This is a genomic window from Pseudomonas sp. X10 (assembly GCF_054889225.1).
In genome coordinates this window covers 737,467-756,942 of the sequence record NZ_CM142677.1, presented here as the reverse complement: position 1 = coordinate 756,942, position 19,476 = coordinate 737,467, and the positions used below count along the sequence as shown (strand labels likewise).

The window sequence follows — 19,476 nt, the reverse complement described above, 5'->3', positions numbered from 1 at the left end:
GCTGAAGACATCCCCTGTTATAACGGCCACGCCGGTGTCGAGCGGGCGACCAATGCCTCTACGTCGAGACCACGTGGCAACGCGCCATAGACCCGCCCGCCAGCGCCCAGGCGACTGCCGATGAACGCATCGCTGACCTCCGTGTTCCCCGCCTCCAGCAACAGCTTGGCCTGCAGGGCCAGGGCGATGTCCTCGGTGAGCTGGCGGGCGCGGTACTGGATGTCGCTGGTGTCGGAGAACGCCCCCTTGAGATTACCGATATGCGCGGCCAGGCGCGGGTCGCCATGGCCGTCGCCCAGCTCCGTGAACAACGCATCGAGCACGCCCGGCTCCTTGGACAGGGCACGCAGCACGTCCAGGCATTGCACGTTGCCCGACCCCTCCCAGGTCGAGTTGACCGGTGCTTCCCGGTACAAGCGCGGCAGGATGCTGTCCTCGACATAGCCGGCACCACCCATGCATTCAGCAGCTTCGTTGATCATGGCCGGGGCGCGTTTGCAGATCCAGTACTTGCCCACTGCCGTCACCAGGCGGGCGAAATGGGCCTGCTGCGGGTCGTCCAACTGGTCGAGCGCCTGCCCCATGCGCAGGCTCAGGGCCAGTGCCGCCTCGCTTTCCAGGGCCAGGTCGGCCAGTACGTTCTGCATCAGCGGCTGTTCATTGAGCACGCGCCCACCGACCTTGCGATGGGCGCAGTGGTGTGCGGCCTGGGTCAGTGCCTGGCGCATCAGGGCGCTGGAACCGACCATACAGTCGAAGCGGGTCATGGCGACCATCTCGATGATGGTCGGCACGCCTCGTCCTTCCTCGCCGATCATCCAGGCCAGGGCGCCACGGAACTCCACCTCGCTGGAAGCGTTGGAGCAGTTGCCTAGTTTGTCCTTCAGGCGCTGGATGTAGAACTGGTTGCGGTTGTCGTCCGGCCGGTGGCGGGGCAGCAGGAAGCAGCTCAGGCCCTTCTCGGTCTGAGCCAGGGTCAGGAAGGCGTCGCACATCGGCGCCGAGCAGAACCACTTATGCCCGACCAGCTCATAGGCCTGCCCCGGTCCGGGGCTGCCGACCGGGTAAGCGCGGGTGGTGTTGGCGCGCACATCGGTGCCGCCCTGTTTCTCGGTCATGGCCATACCCAGGGTGACCCCCGCCTTGTGCCGGTCACCAACGTTGCGGGGGTCGTACTCACGCGCCAGCACCTTGGGCAGCCAGTACTGGGCCAGTTCCGGCTGCAGCCTCAGCGCCGGCACGGCGGCGAAGGTCATGGTCAAGGGGCAGCCGCTACCGGCCTCGGCTTGGCTGTGCAGGTAGGTCATGCATGCCCGGGCGACATGGGCACCAGCCCGCGGCTCAGCCCAGGGCAGCGACGGCAGGCCGTGCTCGATGGCCGTACGCATCAGCTCGTGATAGGCCGGGTGGAATTCCACCAGGTCGACACGATGGCCGTAACGGTCATGACTGCTGAACCTGGGCTTGTGCAGGTTGGCCAGGAAACCGGCAGCCATCAGCGGTCCGCCGGCCAGGGCACCGTAGGCATCGATCCGCGACTCGGCCCAGCCCGCGCCAAAGCGCCGTGACCACTCCTGCAGGGGCTGGTCGAGACGGTACAGATTGGCGCCATCCAGGGACGGTGGCTGGTTGGTGACTTCGTGGGTTTCAGCGTACTGGTGCAGGTTCATCGGAGAACTCCTGAATCCGGTCATGCCTGGAAAACCCAGTGAAGCACTCCTTCCCCTGCATCTCAAAGTGACAAAAATGCCTAATCAGAAGCGTTTTAGTCCGCTTGCGATCTGGACCGGAGCGACCTGCGGCTGAGCCACAGGCAGGGTCAGGCTCAACTCGAAGCGGCTGCCCAATCCGCGGGTGGACTCATGCGACAGCCGTGCGCCGATCAGTTCGCCCAACTGCCGACAGATCGACAGGCCGATGCCCAGGCCGCCGTAGCGACGGGTCATGGAACCGTCGACCTGGAAGAAGCGCTGGTAGAGGATCGACTGGTCCAGGTCATCGAAACCGATGCCGCTGTCGCTGACACCGACGCTCAGCGCCAGGATGTCCGGCCCCAGGCGGCGGCCACGCACCTGCACCATGACACCGCCCTGATGGGTGAACTTGAGCCCGTTCTCGACCAGACAGGCCAAGCAGCGCGCTAGCTTTTGCGCATCACCGACGAAGTGGTCGGGAAGTTCGGCGGGAATGTCCAGACTCAGGTACAGGCCCTTGCCCAGCGCCTGCCCGGCATAGCCGGCGCGCAGGTCCTGAAGCAGGTGGCGCAGGCTGAACGGGGCGGTTTGGGCCCTGAGACGCCCGGCCTGCAGCTCGGTGAGGATAAGTATGTCGTCGACCATGGCCATCATGTCCCGGGCCGCGCCACTGGCAGTGCGCTGGTACTGAGCCAGTTCGGTGTCCAAAGGCAGGGTCTGCATCAGTTCGAGCGAACCGATCACGCCGTTCATCGGCGTACGCAGTTCGTGGGTCACCGTGGCGAGGAATTCGTCCTTGAGCCGGTTGCTCTGGGCTAGTTGCTGGTTGAGCTGCTCCAGGGTGCGGCCGGTGTCGCGCAGGGCCTGCGCCTGCTGTTCGCGCATGCTGTTGATGCGGTCGGCCAGGGCCAGCGACAGCAACGCTACCTCGAGCGCCGCACCAAGCTGGCTGGCATACATGGTCAGGAACACATTGGGCAGGTAGCCAAGCACCATCAGGGTGTTGACCAGCCCGCCAAGGAGAAACGCCGACCAGGCGATGATGAAATAGCGCGCGGCTCGAACCCCGCGCGACCAGGCGAACAAGCCCGCAGCGAAGATGCTCACGGTGAACAGCAAGGCCAGCGCAGTGGCCATGCGCAAGGCGATGCCGTAGCGCATACTCACCGCCAACACCATCACCACCACGCCACCGAGCATCAACAATTGCAGCAGGCGGTCGAAGCCACGGCTCAGCCTGCCCATCTGCAGGAAGTGGCGGGCGAACTGACATCCGAACAGGCCGGATGCGCCGATGAACAGCGGGGTCGCGGCATTGGCCCACCAGGGGTTGTCTGGCCAGAAGTAGGCGACGCCGGCGCCATTGACCGATACCTGGTAGAGGCCGAACGAGGCGATATAGAGGATGTAGTAGAGATAGCTGGTGTCACGCACGCTGACATAGATGAACAGGTTGTACACCAGCATCACCAGCAGCACGCCGTAGATGATGCCCAGCACATACAGGCGGGTCGGCTGCTGCTCCAGGTAGGCCTCGGCCGACCACAGTGTCAGCGGAACCTGGATCGAGCCCTGGCTGTGCAGGCGCAGGTAGACCGTGGTCGATTGGCCCGGACTGAACAGCAGCTCGAACAAGTAGTTGTTCTGACGAATCTGCCGGCTGGCGTAGGGCAACGCGTCGCCGGTGCGCTGCGCCAAATGGTAGGTGCCCGCGTCATCCGGAAGATAGAGTTCAAGATGGTCCAGCGGAGGATAGGCCAGCTCCAACAGCCATTGTCGTGGAGCGGCCGTGGGCATGGCGGTGTAGGCAAGGTCGACTTTCAACCAGAACACCGAGGTCGAATAGCCGGCGTTGAGCACATCGCCCCTATGCTGGTGAAAACGGCTGGCGAACGCAGGAGCGCTGACCTCGGCGATGGTGGCGGTACCGTCACGGTCCTCGAAGACCTGCATGACCTTGCCCAAAGGCATACTCCGGGTCGCATCGTCGAAGTCGACCGCTCCCGCCAGCAAGGGCAGCCAGCCCAGCACAACAATCAGCAAATAGCGCATACAGCCCCAGCATGGCGTCTCCGGTCGCGTCGCGGGGCCTCCTATCCCTTTGAGCCGACGAAATCAGAGTACCTGTTATCGAGTTATTCGAGCACTCTAGCATAGCTTCCAGAGGCTGCTACCGAGCACCTAAAAATTTAACGTAGAAGCTCTAGAACAACACTTTCAGAGCATCAAACAAACAACAATCTGACCGCTCGATCAACAAAACCCACGCACGGGGCAACCCGGTGAAAAAGGTTTGGTGGTAAGCTCGCCCACCATGAATACCTACAGCTCCCGCCCCGTTGTCCTCTGTCTCTCCGGCCACGACCCCAGTGGCGGCGCCGGCTTGCAGGCAGATATCGAAGCCCTGATCGCCCAGGGGTGTCATGCCGCGCCGGCCGTGACTGCCCTGACCGTGCAGGATACCGTCAATGTCACCGACTTCCGGGTGCTCGACCGCGAGTGGGTGCTGGCCCAAGCCAACGCCGTGCTGGCCGACTCGAACGTCGCCGCGGTCAAGCTGGGCATGCTCGGCTCGATCGAGATGGTCGATACGGTTGCCGAACTGCTCTCGGCCCACCCACACCTGCCACTGGTTTGCGACCCGGTCCTGCGCGCTGGCGGCGGTGGCCGCTTGGGCAAGGACGAAGTCGGCTATGCCCTGCGCGAGCGCTTGCTGCCACTGGCCGCCATCGCCACGCCGAACCTGCCGGAGGCGCGAATCCTTGCCGACCTGCCCGAAGGCACAGCGGACGAATGCGCCGAGAAGCTCCTGCCGTTCTGTAGACACCTGCTGATCACCGGTGGTCACGGTGACGAAGAAGAAATCCACAACCGCCTGTACAGCCGCGACGGCCAACGCCACACCTGGACCTGCCAGCGCCTGCCAGGCAGCTACCATGGCTCCGGCTGCACCCTGGCCAGCGCCCTGGCCGGCCGCCTGGCCCTGGGCGAGCAACTGAACAGTGCCGTACGCACGGCCTTGGAGTACACCTGGCGGACACTGCGCGACGCCGAGCAACTGGGCAAAGGCCAGTACGTGCCCCGCCGGCTGCCCCTGGACTTCTGTTCCTGACCCCTAGACTTGAGGCCCGATGATGAAGTTACGCGGTTTGTATGCCATCACCGACAGCCAGCTGCTCGCCGGCCGTTTCCTGTCCTATGTCGAGGCGGCACTGGAAGGCGGCGTCTGCCTACTGCAGTACCGCGACAAGAGCGGCGACGAAGCCCGCCGCCTGCGTGAAGCCGAAGCCCTGAAGACGCTCTGCGAACGCTACGGCACCCGTCTGATCATCAACGACGATGCCGAGTTGGCCGCGCGCCTGGGCGTCGGCGTACACCTGGGGCAGACCGACGGCCCGCTGACCCCGGCCCGCGCCCTGCTTGGCCGAGACGCCATCATCGGTTCGACCTGCCATGCCCAGGTCGAACTGGCTGAACAGGCTGCCCGCGAAGGCGCCAGCTACGTGGCCTTCGGCCGCTTCTTCAACTCCGTGACCAAGCCCGGCGCGCCCGCCGCCAACCCCGAGCTGCTGGTCGAGGCCCGCGCCCGGGTGAAGCTGCCGATCGCCGTGATCGGCGGCATCACCCTCGACAATGCTGCGCCACTGGTCGCCCACGGTGCCGACCTGCTGGCGGTGATCCATGGCCTGTTCGGCGCCGACAGCACGCAGGAAGTCACCCGCCGCGCCCGTGCCTTCAACGCCCTGTACGCCTGAACCTGATTTGAGAGAACCCCCATGTCCCGTTCCGAATCCCTGTTCGCCAATGCCCAGAAACACATCCCCGGTGGCGTGAACTCGCCAGTGCGTGCCTTCCGCAGCGTCGGCGGCACCCCGCTGTTCTTCAAGCACGCCGAAGGCGCCTATGTCACCGATGAAGATGACAAGCGCTACGTCGACTACGTCGGCTCCTGGGGCCCCATGATCCTCGGCCACAGCCACCCGGACGTACTGGCTTCGGTCCGCAAGCAACTGGAGCACGGCCTGTCCTACGGGGCGCCGACGGCCATGGAAACCGAGATGGCCGACCTGGTCTGCTCCATCGTGCCGTCCATGGAGATGGTGCGCATGGTCAGCTCCGGCACCGAGGCGACCATGAGCGCCATCCGCCTGGCCCGTGGCTACACCGGCCGCGACAGCATCATCAAGTTCGAAGGCTGCTACCACGGCCACTCCGACAGCCTGCTGGTCAAGGCAGGTTCTGGCCTGCTGACCCAGGGCGTGCCAAGTTCGGCCGGTGTGCCAGCGGACTTCGCCAAGCACACCCTGACCCTCCCGTTCAACGACATCGCAGCGGTCGAGAAGACCCTGGGCGAAGTCGGCCAGAACGTAGCCTGCATCATCGTCGAGCCAGTGGCCGGCAACATGAACTGCGTACCGCCGGCGCCGGGTTTCCTCGAAGGCCTGCGCGAGCAGTGCGACAAGCATGGCGTGGTGCTGATCTTCGACGAAGTGATGACCGGCTTCCGTGTCGCCCTCGGCGGCGCCCAGGCCCATTACGGCGTCACCCCTGACCTGTCGACCTTCGGCAAGATCGTCGGCGGCGGCATGCCGGTCGGCTGCTTCGGCGGCAAGCGCAAGATCATGGAGCAGATCGCCCCATTGGGGCCGGTCTACCAGGCTGGCACCCTGTCGGGCAACCCGCTGGCCATGGCCGCCGGCCTGACCACCCTCAAGCTGATCAGCCGCCCGGGTTTCCATGACGAGTTGAGCGCTTTCACCAGCCGCCTGCTCGACGGCCTGCAACAACGTGCCGATGCCGCCGGCGTCCCGTTCGTCACCACCCAGGCCGGAGGCATGTTCGGCTTGTACTTCAGCGGTGCCGACGACATCGTCACCTTCGATGATGTGATGGCCAGCGATGTGGAACGCTTCAAGCGCTTCTTCCACCTGATGCTAGAAGGCGGCGTGTACCTGGCGCCAAGCGCCTTCGAAGCGGGCTTCACCTCCATCGCCCATGGCGAGGCCGAGCTGCAGATCACTCTGGACGCGGCCGAGCGAGCGTTTGTCGAGCTGGCGAAATAACGCATCAGAGCCTGTTGGCACTATAACTGTAGGAGGAGCCGGCCTGCGCGCCGGCGCCCCGCGACACGTCGCCCCTGACAATAGGGTTGTTTGATCTGACGCTTCGCGGGCAAGCCCGCTCCTACAGGCCCTTGCATGCCTCCATGACAGGGCAAGGCTTCGGTGCCGCCAATACAGAAATTCGCGTAAAACTTTGTAAGGTTGGCGCTGCTTATCCCATAATGTGCCACCAGAGACATTGGCCGCAGCTTTGCAGAGGTAAGTCGATCCCCATGAACCGCACCGGCCGCGCCCTTACCTTGGGCTGCCTGTTGCTTCTTCAGCCCCTGCTGGCCTTGGCGGAGGGTGGTAATTCGTTGCTCATTCCGGCAACGGGTCGCTGCACTCTCAATGCCCAGCCCGAGGACCTGCCTCAGGCCTTGACGGCGTGCGAGCAGACGGCAGCGTCGGGGGATGCGCAGGCGCAATACGAGCTGGGCGAGTTCTATTACAGCGGCAGCCAAGCGCCACGCGACCTGAACAAAGCGCTCAACTACTTCGAACAAGCCTCGCTGCAGGGGCATGCCGAGTCCCAGTTCCGCCTCGGCGCCATGTTCTTCCATGGCGAAGGGGTCGCGGCCAACAACGTGCAGGCCTACATCGTGCTGAAGATGGCAGCGGTCAACGGTGCCGAGGAGGCTTTGGACCTCGCTGACGAAGTCTCGGCACAGATGTCGCGCGACGACCTGGAGCATGCCACCCAAGTGCTCGGCCAGATCTTCCGCAAGTACCTGCTGGAACTACAGAGCGCCGACGGGCGCACGCCCTTCTCACCGCTGCCTTAGATTTCCGCTCACTTCTCCGGCATCGGCACCGGGAACGGCATGACATTACCCCCGCCCTTCGCTTCACTGATCTTCGCCGTACCCAGCCGCTCCACCTCATCGATGCGCACGATCGAATGCATCGGCACGAAACTGCGCACCACGCCTTCGAACTGGGCCTTGAGCTTCTCTTCGCTGGGGTCGACCACCACCTGGGTACGCTCGCCAAAGACGAACTCCTCGACCTCGAGAAAGCCCCACAGATCACTCTGGTAGATCTGCTTGGCGTACATCTCGAACACCTGGCCCTGGTTGAGAAAGATCACTTTGTAGATGGGAGCTTCGCGTTTGGTCATGTTTGGCAGGACAATCGTGAAAGGGTAAAGAGGGGCGAATCATAACAGACCGGGAACCCTAGGAAGCACCGGAATACCCCTTTATAATGCGCGGTTCTTCAGCATCAGCAAGACGATCCCCATGGCCAAGAAGCTTTATATCGAAACCCACGGTTGCCAGATGAACGAGTACGACAGCTCGCGCATGGTCGACCTGCTGGGCGAACACCAGGCCCTGGAGGTCACTGCCCGCGCGGAGGACGCCGATGTCATCCTGCTCAACACCTGCTCGATCCGTGAGCGCGCGCAGGACCGCGTCTACTCCCAGCTGGGCCGCTGGCGCGAGTTGAAGGAGCAGAACCCGGAGATGGTCATCGCCGTCGGCGGCTGCGTGGCCAGCCAGGAAGGCGAGTCGATCCGCAAGCGCGCGCCGTACGTCGACGTGGTGTTCGGCCCACAGACCCTGCACCGCCTGCCGGAAATGATCGACGCCGCGCGTACCACGCGCCTGCCGCAGGTCGATGTGTCCTTCCCGGAAATCGAGAAGTTCGACCACCTGCCCGAGCCACGCATCGATGGCCCGACCGCTTTCGTCTCGGTCATGGAAGGCTGCAGCAAGTACTGCACCTTCTGCGTAGTGCCCTACACCCGTGGCGAGGAGGTCAGCCGGCCGTTCGACGACGTGCTTGGCGAAGTCATCCACCTAGCCGAGAACGGCGTGCGCGAGATCACCTTGCTGGGCCAGAACGTCAATGGCTACCGCGGCCAGACCCACGACGGCCGCCTCGCCGACCTGGCCGAACTGATCCGCGTGGTGGCAGCGGTCGATGGCATCGAACGCATCCGCTACACCACCTCGCACCCGCTGGAGTTCTCCGACAGCCTGATCCAGGCCCACGCCGAAGTGCCGCAACTGGTCAAGCACCTGCACCTGCCGGTGCAGGCCGGCTCCGATCGAGTGCTGGCAGCGATGAAGCGCAACCACACCATCCTCGAGTACAAGTCCAAGCTGCGCAAACTCAAGGCCGCCGTGCCAGACATCTGCATCAGCTCGGACTTCATCGTGGGGTTCCCCGGCGAGACCGAGAAAGACTTCGAACAGACCATGAAGCTGGTGGCCGAAGTCGGCTTCGACTTCTCCTATTCCTTCGTCTACAGCCCGCGCCCGGGCACCCCGGCCGCCGACCTGCCCGACGACACCCCGGAAGAGGTGAAGAAGCAACGCTTGCAACTGCTGCAGCACCGCATCGACCAGCAGGGCTTCGAAATCAGCCGGCGCATGGTCGGCAGCATCCAGCGCATCCTGGTCACCGACTACTCCAAGCGCGACCCCGGCCAGTTGCAAGGGCGCACAGAGAATAACCGTATCGTCAACTTCCGCAGCGATAATCCCAAGCTGATCGGTCAGCTCGTCGACGTGCATATCGATGAAGCCCGTCCGCACTCGCTGATCGCATCGCTGGCGCATTGACAGCTCAAGGCCGGGTCCGGCGACGGGCCTGGCGACCCTTGATCGTTTAAGTGCTTTCGCCACTGTCTTTCAAGGGTTATTCTTGGGTTCATATCCATTGCCGTTGGGCGGCTGAAAAACGACCTTGAACGCACCCATACAACCTCATCGCTTCATCCTCGAACCTTTCGAGGCCCACCGTTTCGCCAATTTGTGCGGCCAGTTCGACGAGCACCTGCGCCTGATCGAACAGCGCCTGGCCATCGAGATCCGCAACCGCGGTAACCAATTCGAACTGATCGGCGAACCCAAGACCACCTCCTCTGCCGAGCAACTGCTGCGCCGTCTCTACCGAGAGGCCAAGGCCACCGAGCTGTCGCCGGAAATGGTCCACCTGTACCTTCAGGAGTCGGCCGTGGAAACCCTCGACAACCCTGCTGTCAACGAAGTCAGCGTGTCGCTGCGCACGCGCAAGGGCAACATCCGCCCGCGCGGCGTCAACCAGCAGCGCTACGTCAAGGAAATCCTCGCCAACGACATCAACTTCGGCATCGGCCCGGCCGGTACCGGCAAGACCTACCTGGCCGTGGCCTGCGCGGTCGATGCCCTGGAGCGCGAGCAGGTCCGGCGCATCCTGCTGGTGCGTCCGGCGGTCGAGGCCGGCGAAAAGCTCGGCTTCCTTCCCGGTGACCTGGCGCAGAAGATCGACCCTTATCTGCGCCCGCTGTACGATGCCCTCTACGAAATGCTCGGCTTCGAGCACGTAGCCAAGCTGATCGAGCGTCAGGTGATCGAGATCGCGCCGCTGGCCTACATGCGTGGCCGCACCCTGAACAACAGCTTCATCATCCTCGACGAGAGCCAGAACACTACCGTCGAGCAAATGAAGATGTTCCTCACCCGCATCGGCTTCGGCTCGACCGCGGTGATCACCGGTGACATCACCCAGGTCGACCTGCCGCGTGGCACCAAGTCGGGCCTTGCCCATGTGATCGAGGTGCTCAAGGATGTGCCCGGCATCAGCTTCACCCACTTCCAACCCAAGGACGTGGTGCGCCACCCTCTTGTGCAGCGTATCGTCGAGGCCTACGAGCGCTTCGACGTCCGTACCCAGGCCAAGTCCGAGAGTCCAGCCAGCGATGCTTGAACTCGACCTGCAACGGGCCACGGACGCCGCCGCCCCCGATGAAGCCGCGTTCCGCCGCTGGTGCGAGCTGGCCCTGCGCCAGCGCACGGCCGACTCGGAGATGACCATCCGCCTGGTCGACGAGGCCGAGGGGCGCGAGCTGAACCACACCTACCGGCACAAGGACTACGCGACCAACGTCCTGTCCTTCCCGGCCGACGTTCCCGACGACCTGCTCGATATCCCGCTGCTGGGCGACCTGGTGATCTGCGTGCCGGTGGTCGAGCGCGAGGCCGCCGAACAGGGCAAAGCCCTCGAGGCACACTGGGCGCACCTGGTCATCCACGGTTGCCTGCACCTGCTCGGCTACGACCACATCGACGACGACGAGGCCGAGGAAATGGAAGCGTTGGAACGAACATTGCTGGCTGAACTGGGTCATCCAGACCCATATGCCGACGACGAAACCGATCTACCTCACACTGATATCTGCAAGGATCACGAGTAACCGCCATGAGCGAAGACCGATCGAGCAACGGGCAGAAGTCCTGGCTGGGTAAACTGACCCAGGCTTTTGTCCATGAGCCGAAAAACCGCCAGGAGCTCCTTGAGCTGCTGCGCGAAGCCCATCAGAACAAGCTGCTCGACAGCGAAGCGCTGACCATCGTCGAAGGCGCCATCCAGGTCGCCGACCTGCAGGTACGCGACATCATGGTGCCGCGCTCGCAGATGAACAGCATCAAGGCCAGCCAGTCGCCGCGCGAATTCCTGCCGGCGGTGATCGACGCCGCGCACTCGCGCTACCCGGTGATCGGCGAGAGCCATGACGATGTGCTCGGGGTCCTGCTGGCCAAGGACCTGCTGCCGTTGATCCTCAAGGAGAACGGCGACAGCTTCAACATAAAGGACTTGCTGCGCCCGGCCACCTTCGTGCCCGAGTCCAAGCGCCTGAACGTGCTGCTGCGTGAGTTCCGCGCCAATCACAACCACATGGCCATCGTCATCGACGAATACGGCGGCGTGGCGGGCCTGGTGACCATCGAGGACGTGCTGGAGCAGATCGTCGGCGACATCGAAGACGAACACGATGTCGAGGAAGACAGCTACATCAAGCCACTGCCCAGCGGCGATTTCCTGATCAAGGCCCTGACCCCCATCGAGAACTTCAACGAATTCTTCGACAGCCAGTTCTCCGACGACGAATTCGACACCGTCGGCGGCCTGGTGATGAGCGCTTTCGGCCACTTGCCCAAGCGCAACGAGACTACCGAGATCGGCCCTTACCGGTTCCGTATTCTCAACGCCGACAGCCGGCGGATACACTTGCTGCGCCTGACCCCTATCACCCGTTAAGGACAACCATGCGCTGGATCACCCGCCCCGGCTGGCCCGGTAACCTGCTGGCCGTGGCGGCCGGTGGCATCACTTCCCTGGCCCTGGCGCCGTTCGACATCTGGCCCCTGGCGCTCGTCGCCATTGTCCTGTTCTACCTGGGTTTGCGCGACCTGAGCCCACGCCAGGCCCTGGGCCGCGGCTGGTGCTATGGCTTCGGCCTGTACGGCGCTGGCACCAGCTGGATCTACGTCAGCATCAACACCTACGGCGGCGCTTCGCCTTTGCTGGCGACCCTGCTGCTGCTGGCGTTCTTCGCCGCCATCGCCTGGTTTTTCGCCCTACCCGCCTGGCTCTGGGCGCGCTGGCTGCGGCGCAACGAGGCGCCCTTGGCCGATGCCCTGTGCTTCGCGGCCCTGTGGCTGCTACAGGAAGCCTTCCGCGGCTGGTTCCTCACCGGTTTTCCCTGGCTCTACTCAGGCTACAGCCAGCTCGACGGCCCCCTGGCCGGGCTTGCGCCACTGGGCGGCGTATGGCTGATCTCCTTCGTCCTGGCCCTGAGCGCGGCCCTGCTGTGCAATCTGCACCGCCTGCGGGCACGGCCATCCTTCCTCGCCGTGGGTATCCTCTTGCTGCTGGCACCCTGGACGACCGGCCTGGCGCTGAAAGGCCATGCCTGGACCACCCCGTCGGGCGAACCGCTCAAGGTCGCGGCCCTACAGGGCAACATCGAACAGGACCTGAAGTGGGACCCCGCGCACATCGACGCGCAATTGGCCCTGTACCGCGACATGAGCTTCAGCTCGAAGCCGGTAGACCTGCTGGTCTGGCCAGAAACCGCGATACCGGTGCTCAAGGACCAGGCCAAGGGCTACATCGACATGATGGGCAGCTTCGCCACGGACCGTCACAGCGCCTTGATCACCGGCGTACCGGTGCGTGAGGTGGTCGATCAGCAGCGCCGCTACTACAACGGCATCACCGTGACCGGCGAAGGTGAAGGCACCTACCTCAAGCAGAAGCTGGTGCCCTTTGGCGAGTACGTACCCCTGCAAGACATGCTGCGCGGCCTGATCGCCTTCTTCGACCTGCCGATGTCGGATTTCGCCCGCGGACCGGCCGACCAGCCGTTGCTGCAAGCCAAGGGTTACCAGATCGCCCCCTACATCTGCTACGAAGTGGTCTACCCGGAGTTCGCTGCCAGCCTGGCGGCACGCAGCGACATCCTCCTGACCATCAGCAACGACACTTGGTTCGGCACCTCGATCGGCCCGCTGCAGCACCTGCAGATGGCGCAGATGCGTGCCCTGGAGGCTGGCCGCTGGATGATCCGCGCTACCAACAACGGCGTTACCGGCCTGATCGATCCTTTCGGACGCATCACCGCGCAGATCCCGCAGTTCGAACGAGCGGTCCTCTACGGTGAAGTGGTGCCGATGCAGCAACTCACGCCGTACCTGCAATGGCGCTCCTGGCCGCTGGCGATACTCTGCGTACTGCTGCTGGGCTGGGCCCTGCTGGCCAGCCGTATTGCCAAAACGGTGTAGCGCAATACTTTTTTGGCTGCGTCGCCCCCATCGCGGGCACGCCCGCTCCTACAGGTCCAATGACACGCCCGGGTCAGGTATTACCTTGTAGGAGCAGCGGTTCAGCACCCCGACTTGCTCGCGATGGGCCGTGACGCGGCCCCGAACACCTCAATAGAAAAGCCGGTACCCAAGCAGACCAACGGCCTCATTGAGCAACTGGCCGCTCTGCCACATAGCCCGACTCTCCGGCAACCAACCGCCAAAGGGAAGCGCAGGATCACGGCCAAGAAAGCCGACAGGCGCCACGACCACTTCCAGGCCGCTCCGCTCGAAGCTCCAGCGCGCACGCTGCATATGCCAGGCCTGGGTGACCAGCACCACCCGACGGATCCCCAACGACCGCAACAGCTCCGCAGTCAGCTGGGCATTTTCCCAGGTGGTGCGGCTGGCCTCTTCCTTCCACGTCACTGTCACACCGAAATCCCGCTGCAGGCTATCGGCCATCAGCTGTGCCTCGCTCGGCGGGGAGCCATAATGCAAGCCACCACTGGTCAGCACCGGCAGACCCGAGGCCTTGGCCAACTGCGCGGCGTAGCGCATACGCTCCAGGGCCACGCCGGTGGGCTGGTCCTGCCCGTCCCAGGCCGGATCGCCCCGCTCGCGCCCCGAACCCAGGATCACGATGGCATCGGCGCGATTGGCCAACCCCGCCCATGCCTCAATCGCCAGGGGCTGCTCGGTCTCCAGTTGCCGAGCCACCTGCTCGACCACCACAGGTAGGCTCATCAGCCATAACCCACCCAGGCCCAGGACGAAACACAGCGCGCCCAGGCGCGGCCAACGCTTGCGCAACCACCAGGCGGCCAGCAGCAACAGGAACAGAATGCCTGGCGGCAGCAGCCCTTGTTTGATCAGGTAGCGAATCGGCATAGAGCACCTCCATGGAAGGTGCGCAGCCTAAGAGGATCGGCGCCGGCCCACAAGTGCGCGACCGACGCCGATGATTGAGTGTTGAAAGAAGAACTGGCGCACTCCTGACTGCGCCTGAAACCCTGAACGACTATCTGGATGGCAGCGTCCTGGATCTTACGGTGGTAGTGGAGCGTTTCTTGTCCTTCAGCCAGACAACCTTGGCACTAGACACCGGCTCCGGTTGCTGTAAAGCGCCGGCGCTTGCAAACCGACTTTCCGGAAGCGACTCCAGGTAAGCCTGGATCACCTCGAATTCGGCGCGGCTCAAGCCGCGCAACTCCAGTTCGGCAGGCATTTCATCGCGTAATCGTACAGACGTCCTGGCCACTTCGAGAGCAAGGCCCAAGCGATCGATCAAACGTTCGTAAAGCTCCGGTTTCATTGCGGGTAGCTGCGACTCTCCCATCCGTTCACCTCATTGAAGATAAGAATATCTCCCCCCACAAATGAGCTTAGCGTTGCTGCAAAAAGCAGCAGGGCGCCGCGACCAACGGCCCGTGGGACGGGCTCTGGATGCAATCAGGGTTTCCCACGATGCGCAGCGCTCATGTATGCTACGGCGTTCACTCTTTTGACACCGGATTGCCGGATGCAGCGAGTTCGCTGCCTGGATAAGGTCTCTCATCTCTCAGCGCAAAAGTAGCCATGCACGAACAATATCAGCCCCGTGAAATCGAAGCCGCCGCCCAGAAGTTCTGGGACGAGCAACAGTCGTTTGCAGTCAGTGAACAGCCAGGCAAGGACACCTACTACTGCCTGTCGATGTTCCCGTACCCGAGCGGCAAGCTACACATGGGGCACGTGCGCAACTACACCATCGGCGACGTGATCGCCCGCTACCAGCGTATGCTGGGCAAGAACGTCCTGCAGCCGATGGGCTGGGACGCCTTCGGCATGCCGGCGGAAAACGCGGCGATGAAGAACAGCGTCGCCCCTGCGAAGTGGACCTACGAAAACATCGACTACATGAAGACCCAGCTCAAGAGCCTGGGCCTGGCCATCGACTGGTCGCGTGAAGTCACCACCTGCAAGCCGGACTACTACCGCTGGGAACAGTGGCTGTTCACCCGCCTGTTCGAAAAAGGCGTGATCTACCGCAAGAACGGCACCGTCAACTGGGACCCTGCCGACCAGACCGTACTGGCCAACGAGCAGGTCATCGACGGCCGTGGCTGGCGTTCGGGCGCGCTGATCGAAAAGCGCGAGATCCCGATGTACTACTTCCGTATCACCGACTACGCCGACGAGTTGCTGGAAAGCCTCGACGAGTTGCCGGGCTGGCCTGAGCAGGTCAAGACTATGCAGCGCAACTGGATCGGCAAGTCGCGCGGCATGGAAGTGCAGTTCCCCTATGACCAGGCGAGCATAGGCCATGCCGGCGCGCTGAAGGTCTTCACCACCCGTCCGGACACCCTGATGGGCGCCACCTACGTGGCCGTCGCCGCCGAGCACCCGCTGGCCACCCAGGCAGCCCAGGGCAACCCTGAGCTGCAAGCCTTCATCGACGAGTGCAAGAGCGGCAGCGTCGCTGAGGCCGACATGGCCACCCAGGAGAAGAAGGGCATGCCCACTTCCCTGTTCGTCGAGCACCCGCTGACCGGCGAGAAGCTCCCGGTCTGGGTCGCCAACTACGTGCTGATGCACTATGGCGATGGCGCGGTCATGGCGGTCCCAGCCCACGACGAGCGCGACTTCGAATTCGCCCACAAGTACAACCTGCCGCTCAAGGCAGTGGTGCGCACCAGCGCAGGCGACGAAGTCGGCAACGAATGGCAAGCCGCCTACGCCGAGCACGGTCAACTGATCAACTCCGCTGAGTTCGACGGCCTGGATTTCACCGGCGCCTTCGACGCCATCGAAGCAGCCCTGATCCGCAAGAACCTCGGCAAGTCACGCACCCAGTTCCGCCTGCGCGACTGGGGCATCAGCCGCCAGCGCTACTGGGGCTGCCCGATCCCGATCATCCACTGCCCGTCCTGCGGTGACGTGCCGGTGCCGGAAGACCAACTGCCGGTCGTGCTGCCGGAAGACGTGGTGCCGGACGGCGCCGGTTCGCCACTGGCGCGCATGCCCGAGTTCTACGAGTGCAGTTGCCCGAAATGCGGCACCGCGGCCAAGCGCGAAACCGACACCATGGACACCTTCGTCGAGTCGTCCTGGTACTTCGCCCGCTACGCCTCGCCAAACTACGAGGGTGGCATGGTCGATCCGAAGGCCGCCAACCACTGGCTGCCGGTAGACCAGTACATCGGCGGCATCGAGCACGCCATCCTGCACCTGCTGTACGCGCGCTTCTTCCACAAGCTGATGCGTGACGAAGGCCTGGTCAGCTCCAACGAGCCGTTCAAGAACCTGCTGACCCAGGGCATGGTGGTCGCCGAGACCTACTACCGCGTCGCCAGCAATGGTGGCAAGGACTGGTTCAACCCGGCCGACGTCGAAGTCGAGCGCGATGCCAAGGCCAAGATCATCGGCGCGCGCCTGAAGACCGATGGCCTGCCGGTGGAAATCGGCGGCACCGAGAAGATGTCCAAGTCGAAGAACAACGGCGTCGACCCGCAGGCCATGATCGATGCCTACGGCGCCGACACCTGCCGTCTGTTCATGATGTTCGCGTCGCCACCCGACATGAGCCTGGAGTGGTCCGACTCCGGCGTCGAGGGCGCCAGCCGCTTCCTGCGTCGTGTCTGGCGTCTGGCCCAGGCCCACGTCAGCCAAGGCCTGCCGGGCAAGCTGGATATCGCCGCCCTGGACGATGCGCAGAAGGTGGTGCGCCGCGCCATCCATGCGGCCATCAAGCAAGCCAGCACCGATGTCGGCCAGTTCCACAAGTTCAACACCGCCATCGCCCAGGTGATGACCCTGATGAACGTGCTGGAAAAAGCCCCGCAAGCCACCGTCCAGGACCGAGCCCTGCTTCAGGAAGGCCTCCAGACCGTGGCCTTGTTGCTGGCTCCCATCACCCCGCACATCAGCCACGAACTCTGGCAACAACTGGGCCACGATCAGGCAGTGATCGATGCCGGCTGGCCGGCGGTCGACGAAAGCGCCCTGGTTCAGGACAGCATCGTCCTGGTGGTGCAGGTCAACGGCAAGCTGCGTGGCCAGATCGAAATGCCCGCCGCGGCCAGCCGTGAAGAAGTCGAGGCCGCAGCCCGCAGCAACGAGAATGTCCTGCGTTTCATCGACGGCCTGACCATCCGCAAGGTCATCGTGGTACCAGGCAAGCTGGTCAACATCGTCGCCAACTGATGGCAACGCCCGTCCGCAGCTGATGCGGGCGGGCGGAATCGGCCCACAAGGGAGCAACAACATGATCAAACGCAATCTGCTGGTAATGGGCCTAGCCGTGCTGCTCAGCGCCTGCGGTTTCCAGCTGCGTGGCACCGGCACCACCGAGCTAGCCATCAAGGAACTGGACGTCACCGCGCGCAACGCCTACGGCGAGACCGTGACCCAACTGCGCCAGGTACTGAAGAACAGCGGCGTCAACGTCCATACTGGCGCGCCCTACCACTTGGTACTGACCAACGAGCAGGAAAGCCAGCGTGCCGCCACCTACAGCGGCGGCAGCCGTTCGGCCGAGTACGAGATCACCACGGTCCTGAACTACAGCATCGAAGGCCTGAACAACACCCAACTGCTCAACGACAAGCTCGAAGTGCGCAAGATCTATGTGCATGACGGCAACAACATCACCGGCTCCGACCAAGAGGCCGTACAGGTCCGCGAAGAGATGCGCCGTGATCTGGTCCAAGCCATGGTCGTTCGCCTGCAACTGCTGACCCCGGCCCAGCTCGAAGCCCTCCAGCAGGAAGCCGACGAGCGCGCCAAGGCAGAAGCCGAAGCCCTGGAAGCGGCACGCCGTGCCCAGGACGAAATCCCTCAGCAGTCGCCGATGCAGCTGCCAGTCAACTGAGCCTGAACGGGGCGTTCCGGCGCCCCGCCCCTTCCCATGAAGCTCTCTCCCGCCCAGCTCAACAAGCACCTGCAAGGCAGTCTCGCCCCCGTCTACGTGGTCAGCGGCGACGACCCTCTGCTGTGCCAGGAAGCCGCCGACGCGATTCGTGGCGCCGCACGCCAGCAGGGCTTCGATGAACGCCAGGTATTCAGCGCCGATGCCAACTTCGACTGGGGCACCCTGCTCCAGGCCGGGGCCAGCCTGTCGCTGTTCGCCCAGCGCCGCCTGCTAGAGCTGCGCCTGCCTTCTGGCAAGCCTGGTGATAAAGGCGCCGCCGCGCTGATGGAATACTGCGCCAACCCCGCCGACGACACGCTGCTGCTGATCAGCCTGCCCAAGCTCGATGGCAGCGCGCAGAAAACCAAGTGGGGCAAGGCACTGATCGAGGGCCCGCACTGCCAGTTCATCCAGATCTGGCCGGTGGACAGCCACCAACTGCCGCAGTGGATCAACCAGCGCCTGTCTCAGGCAGGCCTGTCCGCCCAGCGCGACGCGGTCGAGCTGATTGCTGCTCGGGTCGAAGGCAACCTGTTGGCCGCCGCTCAAGAGATAGAAAAGCTCAAACTGCTGGCCGAGGGTAACCAGGTCACTGTCGAAACAGTCCAGGCGGCCGTGGCCGATAGCGCGCGCTTCGATGTCTTTGGCCTGGTCGATGCCATTCTCAACGGCGAGGCCGCCCATGCCTTGCGTATGCTCGAAGGGCTACGTGGCGAAGGTGTCGAACCGCCCGTGATCCTCTGGGCCATGGCCCGTGAATTGCGCCTGCTGGCGGGGCTGGCCCAGCAATTCAGCCAGGGCGTACCGCTGGACAAGGCCTTCAGCCAGGCCCGCCCCCCAGTGTGGGACAAACGCCGCCCGCTGGTCAGCAAAGCCCTGCAGCGCCTCTCGGCACAACGCTGGGCCCAACTGCTGCAGGATGCCCAGCGTATCGATGCACAGATCAAGGGCCAGGCCGAAGGCTCGCCCTGGACCAGCCTGGCGCGGCTTTCGCTGCTGATGGCCGGGCAGCGACTGGCGCTGCCGGCAGAGTAAACCAAACTCTAGAGTGACGCTGCCCCTGTAGGAGCGGCGGTTCGGCGCCCCGACTTGCCCGTGATAGCGTCCATCCAGATAACCAGGCCAGCCCGCCTGACATATGCGACCATACATACAATCAATTGGTCCTTACCGGACATTCGCCCTACAGTGCGCCTCGCCCTAACCCCCAACCA

General features: G+C 63.8%; 17 protein-coding genes. 12 read left to right on the top strand and 5 right to left on the bottom strand.

The genetic code is table 11. The annotated features are described in order from the left end of the window. Positions 1-17: 17 nt before the first annotated feature. Together ACYU03_RS03535 and ACYU03_RS03530 are read right to left on the bottom strand one after the other, a co-directional pair. Complete coding sequence (locus ACYU03_RS03535) at positions 18-1,670, bottom strand: acyl-CoA dehydrogenase family protein (RefSeq protein WP_461888131.1); 1,653 nt, start codon at positions 1,668-1,670, stop codon at positions 18-20. A gap of 84 nt (positions 1,671-1,754) precedes the next feature. Then, positions 1,755-3,746 carry a sensor histidine kinase gene (locus tag ACYU03_RS03530; protein ID WP_461888130.1) on the bottom strand — a complete coding sequence of 664 codons (1,992 nt, stop codon included), beginning with the start codon at positions 3,744-3,746 and terminating at the stop codon, positions 1,755-1,757. 262 nt (positions 3,747-4,008) lie between these two features. On the opposite strand from ACYU03_RS03530, the gene ACYU03_RS03525 reads away from it, so the two are divergent. The 4 genes from ACYU03_RS03525 to ACYU03_RS03510 all read left to right on the top strand — a co-directional run bounded on the left by ACYU03_RS03525 (position 4,009) and on the right by ACYU03_RS03510 (position 7,581). Then, positions 4,009-4,806, top strand: coding sequence for a hydroxymethylpyrimidine/phosphomethylpyrimidine kinase (locus tag ACYU03_RS03525; protein WP_461888129.1), 798 nt, complete (start codon positions 4,009-4,011; stop codon positions 4,804-4,806). A 22-nt stretch (positions 4,807-4,828) separates the two neighbouring features. Beyond that, positions 4,829-5,449: a thiamine phosphate synthase gene (gene thiE / locus ACYU03_RS03520; protein WP_461891367.1), complete on the top strand. Its 621-nt coding sequence runs from the start codon at positions 4,829-4,831 to the stop codon at positions 5,447-5,449. Between the two features lie 21 nt (positions 5,450-5,470). Then, positions 5,471-6,757 carry a glutamate-1-semialdehyde 2,1-aminomutase gene (gene hemL, locus ACYU03_RS03515; RefSeq protein ID WP_461888128.1) on the top strand — a complete coding sequence of 429 codons (1,287 nt, stop codon included), beginning with the start codon at positions 5,471-5,473 and terminating at the stop codon, positions 6,755-6,757. A 272-nt stretch (positions 6,758-7,029) separates the two neighbouring features. After that, positions 7,030-7,581, top strand: coding sequence for a tetratricopeptide repeat protein (locus ACYU03_RS03510; protein WP_461888127.1), 552 nt, complete (start codon positions 7,030-7,032; stop codon positions 7,579-7,581). Between the two features lie 8 nt (positions 7,582-7,589). Here ACYU03_RS03510 and ACYU03_RS03505 read toward each other — a convergent pair whose 3' ends face one another. Continuing rightward, entirely contained in the window at positions 7,590-7,916 is a 327-nt protein-coding gene (locus ACYU03_RS03505) for a DUF1820 family protein (protein ID WP_461888126.1), read from the bottom strand. 121 nt (positions 7,917-8,037) lie between these two features. Here ACYU03_RS03505 and miaB point away from each other — a divergent pair, with 121 nt between their 5' ends. The 5 genes from miaB to lnt all read left to right on the top strand — a co-directional run bounded on the left by miaB (position 8,038) and on the right by lnt (position 13,350). Further along, positions 8,038-9,366, top strand: coding sequence for a tRNA (N6-isopentenyl adenosine(37)-C2)-methylthiotransferase MiaB (gene miaB / locus ACYU03_RS03500; protein ID WP_461888125.1), 1,329 nt, complete (start codon positions 8,038-8,040; stop codon positions 9,364-9,366). Between the two features lie 124 nt (positions 9,367-9,490). Continuing rightward, entirely contained in the window at positions 9,491-10,492 is a 1,002-nt protein-coding gene (locus ACYU03_RS03495) for a PhoH family protein (protein ID WP_461888124.1), read from the top strand. Next, positions 10,485-10,979: an rRNA maturation RNase YbeY gene (gene ybeY, locus ACYU03_RS03490; RefSeq protein ID WP_461888123.1), complete on the top strand. Its 495-nt coding sequence runs from the start codon at positions 10,485-10,487 to the stop codon at positions 10,977-10,979. Before ACYU03_RS03495 ends, ybeY begins: the two co-directional genes overlap by 8 nt. Before the next feature lie 5 nt (positions 10,980-10,984). After that, positions 10,985-11,824, top strand: a complete 840-nt coding sequence (locus ACYU03_RS03485) for an HlyC/CorC family transporter (RefSeq protein WP_461888122.1) — start codon at positions 10,985-10,987, stop codon at positions 11,822-11,824. An 8-nt stretch (positions 11,825-11,832) separates the two neighbouring features. Continuing rightward, positions 11,833-13,350, top strand: a complete 1,518-nt coding sequence (gene lnt, locus ACYU03_RS03480; protein WP_461888121.1) for an apolipoprotein N-acyltransferase — start codon at positions 11,833-11,835, stop codon at positions 13,348-13,350. Positions 13,351-13,500: 150 nt separating this feature from the next. Here the strand turns inward: lnt and ACYU03_RS03475 are convergent, their stop codons facing one another. Both ACYU03_RS03475 and ACYU03_RS03470 read right to left on the bottom strand, forming a co-directional pair. Continuing rightward, a complete protein-coding gene (locus tag ACYU03_RS03475; protein WP_461888120.1) occupies positions 13,501-14,262 on the bottom strand; it encodes a YdcF family protein in 762 nt (253 codons plus the stop codon). A gap of 130 nt (positions 14,263-14,392) precedes the next feature. Continuing rightward, positions 14,393-14,710, bottom strand: a complete 318-nt coding sequence (locus ACYU03_RS03470; protein ID WP_461888119.1) for a hypothetical protein — start codon at positions 14,708-14,710, stop codon at positions 14,393-14,395. 239 nt (positions 14,711-14,949) lie between these two features. Between ACYU03_RS03470 and leuS the strand changes: the two genes are divergently transcribed. The 3 genes from leuS (at position 14,950) to holA (ending at position 19,297) form a co-directional block, all read left to right on the top strand. Beyond that, positions 14,950-17,556: a leucine--tRNA ligase gene (gene leuS / locus ACYU03_RS03465; protein WP_461888118.1), complete on the top strand. Its 2,607-nt coding sequence runs from the start codon at positions 14,950-14,952 to the stop codon at positions 17,554-17,556. Positions 17,557-17,617: 61 nt separating this feature from the next. Then, positions 17,618-18,223, top strand: a complete 606-nt coding sequence (locus ACYU03_RS03460) for an LPS-assembly lipoprotein LptE (RefSeq protein ID WP_461888117.1) — start codon at positions 17,618-17,620, stop codon at positions 18,221-18,223. A 36-nt stretch (positions 18,224-18,259) separates the two neighbouring features. Next, positions 18,260-19,297: a DNA polymerase III subunit delta gene (gene holA / locus ACYU03_RS03455; protein WP_461888116.1), complete on the top strand. Its 1,038-nt coding sequence runs from the start codon at positions 18,260-18,262 to the stop codon at positions 19,295-19,297. The last annotated feature ends 179 nt before the right edge of the window (positions 19,298-19,476 follow it).